This window comes from Chungangia koreensis, assembly GCF_042651785.1.
Classification (GTDB): domain Bacteria; phylum Bacillota; class Bacilli; order Bacillales_A; family Planococcaceae; genus Chungangia; species Chungangia koreensis.
Window position 1 is genome coordinate 1 of the sequence record NZ_JBHSEC010000005.1, and the last position, 12,313, is coordinate 12,313.

Genomic DNA, 12,313 nt, shown 5'->3' on the forward strand with positions numbered 1-12,313 from the left:
TGTGCGCCCGGCATGGGCGTAGTCTATAGGGTGCAAGTCCCGAACTGTGAAGGCAGAAGTAACAGTTAGCTTAACGCAAGGGTGTCCACGGTGACGTGGAATCTGAAGGAAGCGGGCGGCAAACCTCTGGTCTGAGGAACACGAACCTCATACAAGGCTATATACGATTGGGTGAGTCTGCATTACAAGACAAAGCCCTTTCTGCCGAAGGTCGTATGGAGTAAATGAGGCAGATAGATGGAGGGAAAGACTACGTCCTTACCCGGGGAGGTCTGATTGGCAAGCCAAGTACCCTTGGTAACCCGTCCCATGAGGGACGGCTGAACAGTCAGAAGTCAGCAGAGGCCATAGTACCATCCGAACTCGAGAAGGATGGGAAGGGCTGAACAGTTAAGAGAGAACAACATCTTGGCATTCAGTTTCTTGAACACAGAAAACCTGATAAGGCCTACCCGATGGAGGAGGCGGTGAATCCCGCGGGGGACATTGGGAGAGTGCATGGGAAACTGGCATAAGAAGAAGCGTTGTTCACGGAAAGGAAATGACGGAATGTTGATGGAACGAATCCTATCACGGGAAAATATGCTTTCAGCCCTCAAACGGGTGGAGAAGAATAAAGGAAGCCATGGTGTGGATGGAATGCCCGTACAAAAGCTACGGAAGCACATCGTTGAGCACTGGGAAGAAGTTAAGGCAGAGCTTCTGATGGGCACCTATCAGCCTCTCCCAGTCCGAAGGGTCGAAATCCCGAAACCTGACGGCGGAGTACGGTTATTAGGAATCCCAACCGTGATGGATCGATTCATTCAACAAGCTATCGCCCAAGTGCTGAATCCGATATATGACCCAACCTTTTCCGAGCATAGCTACGGATTTCGACCCGATAGGAGCGCCCATGGCGCTGTCCGGAAAGCAAAGGGATACATAGAGGAAGGTCATCGCTGGGTAGTGGATATGGACTTGGAGAAATTCTTTGACCGGGTCAACCATGACAGACTTATGGGAACACTCGCGAAACGAATTCAAGATAAACGAGTACTCAAGCTAATCCGGGCGTATCTTAAATCTGGCATCATGATACATGGAGTCGTCACGAGGAATGAAGAGGGAACTCCACAAGGAGGACCACTAAGCCCTTTACTCTCCAATATCGTCCTTGATGAGTTGGACAAGGAACTCGAGAAACGTGGACACCGGTTCGTCCGCTATGCGGATGACTGTAACATCTATGTGAAGACGAGAAGAGCCGGACTACGTGTTCTCCAATCAGTTACCACGTTCATCGAACGGAAACTGAAACTGAGAGTGAACCAGGAGAAATCCGCAGTCGACCGTCCATGGAAAAGGAAGTTCCTTGGCTTTAGCTTTACCAACGGTAAAGTCCTAAAGGTCAGAATCCATAAGAAGAGTATTGAACGGATGAAGAAGAGAATCCGGGAAATCACTTCACGGAAGAAGCCCTACACTATGGAATACCGGATTGGGAAATTAAATCAATACTTAAAAGGATGGTGCGGATACTTCGCTCTGGCTGATACGCCGAGTATATTGAAGCACTTGGATTCGTGGATTCGTAGAAGACTTCGGATGTGCATGTGGAAGGATTGGAAGAACCCAAGAACACGGGTGAGGAAACTCATTGGCATAGGCGTTCCACAATGGAAAGCTTATGAATGGGGAAACTCGCGGAAAGGATATTGGCGAGTCTCAAATAGCCCCATCATGCACAGAACCCTCGGGAACTCCTTTTGGAGTTCCCAAGGGCTCGAAAGTCTATATTTCCGTTATGAAAGTTTGCGTCAATCATCTTAATTGAACCGCCGTATACCGAACGGTACGTACGGTGGTGTGAGAGGTCGGGGGTTAGTCACCCCCTCCTACTCGATTAAGCTAATGGGCCACCTTTAAGAGGGATTGTAGGATCTACATGGCTGAACTTTTTGAAGTTTTCACGGAATTGGCTCGCCAATTCTTTTGCTTTGACGTCATACGCCGCTTTATCTTCCCACGCATTGCGTGGATTTAGAACTTCAGAAGGAACACCTGGAATTTCTTTCGGCATTTCAAGGCCGAAAATTTCATTTACTTCCGTTTGTATATTGTTCAATTCTCCGTTTAGGGCAGCTCTTACCATAGCACGTGTATAACTTAGCTTCATACGGCTACCTACACCGTATTCGCCGCCAGTCCAGCCAGTATTCACCAAGAATACTTGTGAACCATGCTGGTCGATTTTGTCTCCGAGCATTTCAGCATATACAGCAGCAGGAAGTGGCAGGAACGGTGAACCGAAGCAAGTTGAGAACGTTGCTTGCGGAGTAGTGATACCACGTTCTGTTCCAGCAAGTTTAGAAGTGAAACCACTTAGGAAGTGGTACATGGCTTGTTCTTTCGTCAATTTACTGATTGGAGGCAGTACGCCGAATGCATCAGCAGTCAAGAAGATGATTGCTTTCGGATGTCCCGCTACGGACGGCTCAACGATATTGTCGATCGCCTGGATGGGATAAGCTGCACGAGTATTTTCAGTAAGGGAACCATTATCGTAATCCGGTTTGCGTGTTTGCTCATCCAATACCACGTTTTCAAGGACAGCGCCGAATTGGATCGCATTAAAAATTTGTGGCTCCTTCTCTTCGGATAGATTGATACACTTCGCGTAGCAACCACCTTCGATGTTGAAAACTCCATTGTCAGACCAACCATGCTCATCGTCACCAATCAGTTTACGGTCGGCATCTGCAGATAGTGTCGTTTTTCCTGTTCCGGAAAGACCGAAGAACAAAGCAACATCACCGTCTTCACCTACGTTAGCCGAGCAGTGCATTGGTAGAATACCTTGTTCAGGGAGCAAGTAGTTCATAATGGAGAAGATGGATTTTTTCATTTCTCCAGCATATTCAGTACCGCCAATTAGAACAATGCGTTTTTCCATTGAAACGATGATGAATGTTTCAGAATTTGTACCATCTACTGCAGGATCCGCTTTGAATGTTGGTGCAGAAACAATCGTGAATTGAGATTCATGTGTTTTTAATTCATCTTCTGTTGGACGGATGAATAATTGATGAACAAAAAGATTATGCCAAGCGAATTCATTCACGACTTGAATGGCAAGGCGTGATTCTGGATCTGCCCCTGCAAATCCTTTGAAAACGAAAAGCTCATCTCTTGTCTTTAAGTGGTTCAGTACTTTATTATATAAAGCATCGAATTTGTCTGCAGCAATCGGCTGATTAACAGAGCCCCAATCTATTTTTTCAAAGGAGGAAGGCTCTTCGACAATAAATTTGTCTTTAGGCGAACGGCCAGTGTATTTGCCGGTTTCGGCAGTCAATGCACCAGTTGAAGATAATACTGCTTCCCCGCGGGATGTTGCTTTTTCTACCAATTGGGGTACAGATAACTGGATATGCACATGTTCACTTGCCATTAATTCTTTAAGCCCATTATCAATTTTCGCTGAAATCATGGATATGTACCTTCCTTCGCTGATATTCCTAACTTAATAGGTCATTTCGTGTGAATTAGTATAACACATTTAGATAATAAACTATACTAATTGTATGCACAAGTCTTTTAATTGTTCATCAATAAATTGTAACAATTGAAATCAATTGACACGAACAGACTGTTTTCGTATGATGTAAAATTGAACGGATACTCTTATTCCGAGCAGGTGGAGGGGTCAGGCCCTATGAAACCCGGCAACCTGTTGTTATGAACAAAGTAGTAATGGCAAAGGTGCTCAACCTGAGGCAAGGAATTGACCTTGGACGATAAGAGTGAAAGGTGTTTTAAGAAGAGAATCCTTTCCTCATTTAGTGAAGGACTTCAGCGGAAGATGATCGATATGGGTCATGGCATGGAGTTCGTCTGTTGGGGAAAGTTTTTTTTTGGACGAATCGACCTGAACCTCGTGTGCAGAAGCCCGGAACGGCTATAGAAGTTCAAACCTTCGGGAAGACTTGACATGGGAAATGAGTACCGTATCAAACTTGAGAGCAATCTCGCACGATTTGAAGGAGGAATACAATTGACAAATCGCCGTCTATTTACGTCGGAATCCGTAACGGAAGGACATCCGGATAAAATTTGTGATCAGATCTCTGATGCGATTTTGGATGCCATTTTGACAGAAGACCCTAATGCACGTGTGGCATGTGAAACGACTGTTACAACAGGACTTGTTTTAGTAGCAGGGGAAATCACGACATCGACTTATGTCGATATTCCGAAAGTTGTTCGTGAAACTGTTCGTGAAATCGGCTACACACGCGCTAAATATGGTTTTGACTCAGAGACTTCGGCTGTATTGACTGCCATTGATGAGCAATCCGCTGATATCGCAATGGGCGTTGATCAGGCTTTGGAAGCACGTGAAGGGTCAATGAGTGATGCAGAACTTGAAGCAATCGGAGCAGGAGACCAAGGTCTGATGTTCGGTTTTGCTTGTAATGAAACACCAGAGCTTATGCCGCTTCCAATCAGTTTGGCGCACAAATTGGCACGCCGTTTAGCTGAAGTAAGAAAAGAGGACATTCTTCCTTACTTGCGTCCGGATGGAAAAACGCAAGTCACGGTTGAATATGATGAAAACAATAATCCGGTGCGCATCGATACGATAGTCATTTCAACTCAGCATCATCCGGAAGTGACACTTGAACAAATTCAGCGCAATCTTAAAGAGTATGTAATTCAGCCGGTAGTTCCTGCTGAATTGATCGACGAAAACACAAAGTACTTCATTAATCCGACAGGCCGTTTCGTGATCGGCGGACCTCAAGGGGATGCAGGTCTTACTGGCCGTAAAATCATCGTAGACACATATGGAGGTTATGCACGCCATGGAGGCGGTGCATTTTCCGGTAAGGATCCGACAAAGGTGGACCGATCTGCGGCATATGCTGCGCGTTATGTAGCAAAGAACATCGTTGCAGCAGGTCTTGCTGATCGTTGTGAAGTCCAATTGGCATATGCAATCGGTGTGGCCAAACCGGTATCCATTGCAATTGATACATTTGGAACTGGTAAGGCAGAAGAAAAAGATCTTGTCGAGTGGGTACGCGAGTTATTCGACCTTCGTCCTGCAGGTATTATTAAGATGCTTGATCTACGCCGTGCGATTTACAAGCAAACAGCTGCGTATGGTCACTTCGGCCGTACGGATATCGATGTTCCTTGGGAGAAAACTGATAAGGCTGCTGCATTGAAAGAAAAAGCAGGATTATAAATAAGAAGGAATCTGCAAACCTGTAAGGGTAAGCAGATTCCTTTTCATTTGTCATTTTTGATGTTGTTTATAAATTTGTGCCTTTTCAGCGTACTCGTTGTAAATGCGATTCATTTCCATTTTGTCTTCATCATTTAGTTCACGGACAACTTTTACTGGACTGCCGAAAGCCAACATACCTGGAGGAATTTTCTTTCCAGGCGGTACCAGTGTACCTGCTCCGATGAAGGCGCCTTCTCCAATTTCAGCACCGTCTAAAATGATGGACCCCATTCCGACTAATGCCCCTTTTCGCACAATACAACTATGTAGCGTCACTTGATGGCCAATCGTTACATTGTCCTCTAAAATAAGTGGGTTTCCAGGACTTTGATGAAGACAGCATAAATCTTGGATGTTCACTTTTTTGCCAATAATCGTTGGTGCAACATCACCCCGGATGACGGAATTGAACCATACCGATGATTCAGGCCCAATCGTTACATCGCCCGAAATAGTCGTATAATCCGCAATATAAACGGATGGGTCAATTTGTGGGGTTTTTTCCTTATAAGGATAAATCATCTTTGTCACCTCTTTCCTTTATTATTGTATAATAATAGTAGCAAATTAGGCACCAACAGAGAAACGTTTCAATAGAAAAGAGTCAGGGAACGTACTAGTACAATAGGAGGGAATAGCATGTGGAAATGGGAAGCTGAAGGGCAGCCGAAAGCTGTGGTTGCTATCGTACATAGTGCTTATGAACATCATCGGCGCTATGCCTGGCTGATTGAGCGGTTTCGTACTGCTGGGTTCCATGTGGTGATGGGAGATCTCCCTGGACACGGGGATGCAAGTCTTTCACATGCTGCCCATGATTCAAGTTTTGAAGAATATGAAAAGTTTGTTCATGAATTGGTGAAGGTTGGCCTTTCTCATAATTTACCTCTTTTTGTCATCGGACACGGAATGGGCGCAACTTTAATGATGAATAAATTGCATAGTAAGGAACTCAGTATCGCTGGAGTGGTATTAAGCTCTCCTTGGCTTCACTTAGTCCAGACTCCCCCAAAGACATTAACGGGAATCGGTAAGATTGCGACGAATATGAAAATCAAACATGATCTGCCTATAAAGCAAATGACCCGTAATTTTGATGTATACAAACTTGAAAAGGATGATCCCCTTTATAATCCTGTGATTACGTCGAGTTGGTATAGTGAACTTCAAGGATTAATGAGAACCACTTTCCAGACAAAAGGACAAGAGATTAGTATGCCGGTACTTATGCATACAGCTGAACGGGACAAGATTACAGATCCGAGATATGCATTACGGTGGATGCAAAGCCAGCAGATGAGAGAGTTCCAATATAGAGAGTGGAAAAATTGCTACCATGATCTTTTTCAAGAGCCGGAGCGGGAATATATCTTCCTTTATACGGAAGCATTTATGAATAATACATTACGATCATTAGGTTATATCGTCTAAAAAGGATTCCGCATAGGAATCCTTTTTGCTTTCCTCTACTTTCTGAAAAAATATACGATATACTAATAGTAAAAAATGAGTTGGGGAAAGAAAATGAAAAGATACTTAGGAGAAATCGGGCTGATTGTTACAGCCGTTATTTGGGGGAGTGGTTTTGTTGCCAGTGCAGTGTCACTTGGATATTATTCTCCCTATCAGATCTTAGCTGGCAGATTCATGATCGGTGCCATTTTGTTGATGCTGGTCTTTCATAAAAGCTTGCTAAAGCTTAATAAAAATACCATATGGAGAGGCGCTGTTTTGGGGGTATTCCTTTACATGGCTTTTGCTCTTCAAACTGTCGGACTTCAATATACGACTCCTTCCAAAAATGCTTTTTTGACTGCTATTAATGTTGTGATTGTACCATTTATAGCATTCTTTCTATATAAAAGGAAAATTAACTTGTTTGATATGACAGGAGCTGTGTTGGCAATAATCGGTGTCGCCGCTATGTCCCTCCAATGGTCTGCGGAAATCAACATAGGAGACTTGCTGACACTATGTTGTGCGATCGGTTTCGCTTTCCATATTTTTTATACTGCAAAGTTTGTTGGTGAAGCGGATGCCATTCTTTTGACAATCATCCAAATGGTCACCGCAGGATTCATCGGCGCGACAGTTGTCCTGTTTAGGGGAGAAATGGCCTTCTCTACAGCTGGTGAAGGAGTATTTAACCTTCTCTACCTTGCAGTGTTTTCAACAACTATTGCCTATTTACTACAAACAGTGGGGCAGAAATACGTTTCTGAAACAAAGGCGGCTATTATCCTCTCAACGGAATCGTTATGGGGAATGGCGTTCTCAATAATCTTTATACATGAAGTATTAACTATTAGAATGGCGATAGGGGCATGTATAATCTTGGCAGCAATTCTAATTTCCGAAACAAAATTGAATTTTCTTCGAAAACCGATATCGAAAGAAGTGGCTTGAGAGTCCCTTCAATGGGAGGAATAAGAGAAGTTCTGGTAAACTAATAATAGAAAAAATTAAAATGATGCTATAGAAAATGAGTTTTTTCATGTTAGCAAATGTTTTCAACTATTCATTAGTTTTACTTTGGAAGGATTGTTGGGATGCAACTTATTGGTTTTTTGCTATTTTTAATATCCGTCATGCTCATTACGGGTGTATTGGCGACGAGGTTCTCCTCTAAATTAGGTCTGCCTGCATTAGTCTTGTTCATGATTGCAGGAATGCTTTTGAACAATCTAATCTACTTTGATGATGTCCGTTTAACGCAATTTTTCGGCACATTAGCTTTAATTATTATACTTTTTGACGGTGGAATCCAAACAAAATGGGAAAAAGTCCGTCCGATTATAGGTCCTGCAACGTCCTTAGCAACGATTGGCGTTTTTATCACTACTATCGTAACAGGCTTTGCAGCGACATTAATTTTTGATTTATCGTTGCTCGAAGGTTTACTTTTAGGTGCTATTGTCGGTTCAACTGATGCGGCTGCAGTGTTCTCCGTTTTAGGCAATAAGAACTTTAATAAGCGTTTAACGGCTACATTGGAAGCAGAATCCGGTTCAAATGATCCAATGGCTGTCTTCTTAACTGTTATGTTTATTGAAATGATTCAAATCCCTGGCACCTCTATCTGGACAGCAATCGGAAGCCTATTCCTTCAAATGGGGCTTGGCTTATTGTTTGGCTTCCTATTTGGAAAAGCTGTTGTTTGGGTCATTAATAGTATTAAATTGGATATTTCTGGTTTATATCCGATTTTAGCTTTGGGTGCTGCCATTTTCACATATGCTATCACTGATTACTTAGGGGGAAGCGGATTATTAGCGGTATACGTAATGGCGGTATTCATTGGTAATAGTGATCTCACATATCGCTTTACTATTCTCCGTTTTAGTGAAGGTTTTGCCTGGATGATGCAAATTGTGATGTTTACTCTCTTAGGTCTTTTAGTGTTTCCGGGAGACCTACTCTCAGTTGCGTGGAAAGGTATATTAGTCGCCATTGTACTAATGTTTATCGCTCGTCCGATTGCCGTTTTCATTAGCACAATGCTTATGAAATTCTCTGTTAATGATAAGATTTTCATCTCATGGGCAGGTTTAAAGGGTGCCGTTCCAATTGTTTTGGCCACCTATCCCATGGCTGCAGGAATAGAAAATGGAGATTTAATCTTCAATACGGTATTCTTTATTGTTCTTATTTCTGCATTGATCCAAGGAAGTACATTAACATGGCTTGCTGAAAAACTGAACCTGACCGGTGATGATGATAATGAGTACGCAAGTATTGAACTTATCCACTTAGGTTCTGCGGATCCGGAAATCATGAAGGTCACAATGCCAAAGAGCTCTCCAGTAATCGGATTGACACTCAATGACATTGAGTTACCCGTTGATACATTGATAATCGGGATTACACGGGATAAATCTTTGATCACTCCAACTGGATCCACGATGATTGAAAGGAAGGACACCCTATACGTTCTCTGTGACAAGGAAAAAAGAAGAGAGGTTAAGGCCATTTTACTTGGAAATGAAAAAAGTAAAAAGCCGGCTCCGGAATCATAAACCTACCAGAAGAAAAAAGGGACGTTTAGTTTATAAAGATTAATGAAAGTGTGACGGAGAAATTTTGTATTTAACGAAGGCTTAGTCCAAAACTCATTGGAAAAGTGAAATACATTACTAATAACATTGGCCAAACCTGTTCAAATCGAAGGATTTGAACAGGTTTTGGCTTTTTTATTATGGACGAATTCATCCCTTGCTCAGTGGCTTATACAGGCAACGGCCAGGTTGGCAGATTTTCGTTTTTTCATCATATTATTCGATACAATCTGTTAGGGGTATAATAGAGTAAAGGAGAGATTAAAATGGATAATCACTATTACAGTATAGTAGTAGCAGTGGACGGTTCGATAGAATCAGAGTATGCATTCCGTAAAGCGTTAGATATTGTCAAACGGAATAAGGATTCATGGCTATCGATTGTTCATATTATTGATACTCGAGCTGCTGCCGTTTACGACCGCATGGTCTTAGAGAATGCACAAAAGGATACGGAAGAATTATTGAATAAATATAAAAATGAAGCAGTCAGTGCAGGTGTTGAGCAAGTTAAAACAGTGGTTGAATTTGGTTCACCACGGTCCATGATCACTAAAGATCTAAATTTAAATGCTGATTTAATCGTTTGCGGGGCACACGGCAGGAATGCAGTAGAGCGTTACTTCATCGGTTCTGTTTCAGAATCCATAGTCCGTTCGGCAAAATGTGATGTCTTGGTTGTTCGTACACCTGAATCTCTTAAGTAGATTATCAATCTCATGCATCTTATTATAAAAACCTTTGCTCATAATTTGAACCGAATGCAGGAAGTGTAATTGCGACGTTCTAAAACTTGATGCATGACTGGATGTAATTCGGTGGAATTTATACCCCGTCGGCAATCTATCACATACAATTCCAGTAAATCAACAGGCAGTCGACAGTCCGGGCTATGCAGCAGATTCATCCTATATCTACACCGATAAGAACGGCAGTTAGTAAATGGATTTGGATCATCTTATTGAACAGTAATAGCTTTTACGATCTTTACACGAAAGGCTCAGTTCACATATTGAAACTGGGCCTTTTTCATGGTCAAAAAGTCGTACTTATCCTAAAATTTCACAGGTTATTTCATTTTTCATAAACGACCCTCAAATTATAGATCAATGATTTCCTCTATATCTTAACGGTTATTAGAAAAGTAGTAATCCAAAATAAAACGGCTTAATTATTTGGACAGTTCCCTTTTTAGTTGAAATAAAGGAACTGGAGGTAGAATATAGAAATAATATAATATGTTAAGTTCAGAATAAGAGGTGAAAGGATTGAAGTTTGTTATTGCTGGAGGATCAGGATTCATCGGCAGAAAGTTGACGGACGTCCTGCTCTCTGAAAATCATGAAGTAGTCATCTTGACCAGACAGGAAAAACAGACAACTGAAGGAATCACTTATATCCAATGGTTGGATGAGGGGTCTGCTCCAGAGATGGAAATCGGCGAAGCTGATGTGTTTATCAACTTAGCAGGCGTTTCGATCAATGACGGGCGATGGTCACCTTCTCACCAGAAGGAAATTTACGAAAGCCGTATGATAGCAACTGACGAGTTGATTCGCATAATTCATGCACTTAAACATAAACCTTCAGTATTGATCAATGCGAGTGCCATTGGAATATATCCTGCTTCTACTATGACACGATACACGGAAGAATCCACAGAAGTGGCACAGGACTTTCTTGGGAAAACGGTTCATAATTGGGAACAAAGGGCTCAGAGTCTCGAACAACTTGGAATAAGAGTCGCACTCATGCGATTTGGCGTGGTTTTAGGAAATGAAGGGGCACTTCCGCTAATGGTAATGCCTTATAAGTTTTTTGTCGGTGGGACAGTCGGTTCCGGGAACCAGTGGGTGTCTTGGGTGCATGTAGACGATGTGGTCGGGTCGATCCTTTTTGCAGCAATGAACAATATAGTCTATGGTCCGGTTAATGTCACTTCTCCCAATCCTGTACAAATGAAGGCGTTCGGACAAACCATCGGAAAAGTATTAAAACGACCGCATTGGCTCCCAGTCCCTGGATTTGCCATGAAGGCAGTACTTGGGAAAAAGAGTGCGCTTGTATTGGAAGGTCAAAGTGTGTTGCCAGAAAAATTACTCCAAAATGGATATCAGTTTTCCTATCCGCAATTGGAAAGCGCATTAGCGAATATTTTGAAGGGGTGAAGGAATGGATAGAACACCAAAGCATATTGTTGCTGTTTCTGCATTAGTAACGAACGAGAATGGGGAAGTCTTGCTCGTTAAAACTCATTGGCGTTCCGATACGTGGGAATCTCCTGGAGGTCAAGTGGAAGAGGGAGAGGGGTTAGACCAAGCTGTAATTCGAGAAGTATTGGAAGAGACCGGAATCACCATCCGACCCATTGGAGTCACTGGAGTCTATTATAATGCCACACGTCATATCTTGTCCGTTGTATTTAAGGCAAAGGTTGTAAGTGGGGAGTTATCGATCCAACCGGAAGAAATAATGGAAGCAGGATTCTTTCCGGTATCTGAGGCGGACATCGGTCTTTATATAACAAGACCGAATATGTTGTCACGTACTTTGGATGCGATGAGGGCGGAAGTTTTTGTCCCCTATGAAACTGTTACAGTAAGACCGGATCAGGTGCTCTCCAGACTGGATGAGACTATTAAGCTATAACCTTTCTTCAGGAGGGAATCATAATGAAAAAAATCAGTACAGCTAATCATTTAGGAGAGAAGAACAAGCATGTAGAGAAGGTATTGTCCTTAGCTAATGCTGACGTAGTGAACATCCAGTTAAAGGCTGGGGAAGAGATTCCGGAGCATGATTCGAAGCGCGATGTAGTAATTGTCATTCGACAAGGTGAAGTGAAATTCACCGTAGAGGGGAATGAGGTGCACTTACGGGAAGGTGATTTTCTTCAACTGAATCCGGTAGAAAAACATTCGTTAACTGCAATCTCTGAAATAGATATAGTAGTCTTTCAAATTGTAGCTGGTGAGTAGGGGGA

The 12,313-nt window shown here is 42.5% G+C and carries 11 protein-coding genes and 1 riboswitch; of the genes, 9 read left to right on the plus strand and 2 right to left on the minus strand.

Going from position 1 to position 12,313, the window contains the following annotated elements; genetic code table 11:
• Positions 1–498: 498 nt before the first annotated feature.
• A complete protein-coding gene (gene ltrA, locus ACFOZY_RS04365) occupies positions 499–1,812 on the plus strand; it encodes a group II intron reverse transcriptase/maturase (RefSeq protein WP_378152672.1) in 1,314 nt (437 codons plus the stop codon).
• 73 nt (positions 1,813–1,885) lie between these two features.
• Here ltrA and pckA read toward each other — a convergent pair whose 3' ends face one another.
• Positions 1,886–3,472 (minus strand): phosphoenolpyruvate carboxykinase (ATP), encoded by a 1,587-nt coding sequence (gene pckA, locus ACFOZY_RS04370; protein WP_378152674.1) that lies wholly within the window; start codon positions 3,470–3,472, stop codon positions 1,886–1,888.
• Positions 3,473–3,663: 191 nt separating this feature from the next.
• Positions 3,664–3,786: riboswitch (SAM riboswitch) on the plus strand.
• Positions 3,787–4,036: 250 nt separating this feature from the next.
• Between pckA and metK the strand changes: the two genes are divergently transcribed.
• Entirely contained in the window at positions 4,037–5,233 is a 1,197-nt protein-coding gene (gene metK / locus ACFOZY_RS04375) for a methionine adenosyltransferase (protein WP_378152676.1), read from the plus strand.
• Between the two features lie 51 nt (positions 5,234–5,284).
• Here metK and ACFOZY_RS04380 read toward each other — a convergent pair whose 3' ends face one another.
• Positions 5,285–5,797 (minus strand): gamma carbonic anhydrase, encoded by a 513-nt coding sequence (locus tag ACFOZY_RS04380; RefSeq protein ID WP_378152678.1) that lies wholly within the window; start codon positions 5,795–5,797, stop codon positions 5,285–5,287.
• A 117-nt stretch (positions 5,798–5,914) separates the two neighbouring features.
• On the opposite strand from ACFOZY_RS04380, the gene ACFOZY_RS04385 reads away from it, so the two are divergent.
• The 7 genes from ACFOZY_RS04385 (at position 5,915) to ACFOZY_RS04415 (ending at position 12,308) form a co-directional block, all read left to right on the plus strand.
• Positions 5,915–6,706, plus strand: a complete 792-nt coding sequence (locus ACFOZY_RS04385; protein WP_378152680.1) for an alpha/beta hydrolase — start codon at positions 5,915–5,917, stop codon at positions 6,704–6,706.
• Positions 6,707–6,799: 93 nt separating this feature from the next.
• Positions 6,800–7,681: a DMT family transporter gene (locus ACFOZY_RS04390; RefSeq protein ID WP_378152682.1), complete on the plus strand. Its 882-nt coding sequence runs from the start codon at positions 6,800–6,802 to the stop codon at positions 7,679–7,681.
• Between the two features lie 143 nt (positions 7,682–7,824).
• Complete coding sequence (locus ACFOZY_RS04395) at positions 7,825–9,291, plus strand: potassium/proton antiporter (RefSeq protein WP_378152685.1); 1,467 nt, start codon at positions 7,825–7,827, stop codon at positions 9,289–9,291.
• A gap of 305 nt (positions 9,292–9,596) precedes the next feature.
• The gene (locus tag ACFOZY_RS04400) at positions 9,597–10,037 is read left to right on the plus strand and encodes a universal stress protein (protein ID WP_378152688.1); all 441 of its coding nucleotides are present in this window, start codon (positions 9,597–9,599) and stop codon (positions 10,035–10,037) included.
• Positions 10,038–10,598: 561 nt separating this feature from the next.
• Complete coding sequence (locus ACFOZY_RS04405; RefSeq protein ID WP_378152690.1) at positions 10,599–11,498, plus strand: TIGR01777 family oxidoreductase; 900 nt, start codon at positions 10,599–10,601, stop codon at positions 11,496–11,498.
• A 4-nt stretch (positions 11,499–11,502) separates the two neighbouring features.
• The gene (locus ACFOZY_RS04410; RefSeq protein ID WP_378152693.1) at positions 11,503–11,979 is read left to right on the plus strand and encodes an NUDIX hydrolase; all 477 of its coding nucleotides are present in this window, start codon (positions 11,503–11,505) and stop codon (positions 11,977–11,979) included.
• A 23-nt stretch (positions 11,980–12,002) separates the two neighbouring features.
• Positions 12,003–12,308 carry a cupin domain-containing protein gene (locus ACFOZY_RS04415; protein ID WP_378152695.1) on the plus strand — a complete coding sequence of 102 codons (306 nt, stop codon included), beginning with the start codon at positions 12,003–12,005 and terminating at the stop codon, positions 12,306–12,308.
• The last annotated feature ends 5 nt before the right edge of the window (positions 12,309–12,313 follow it).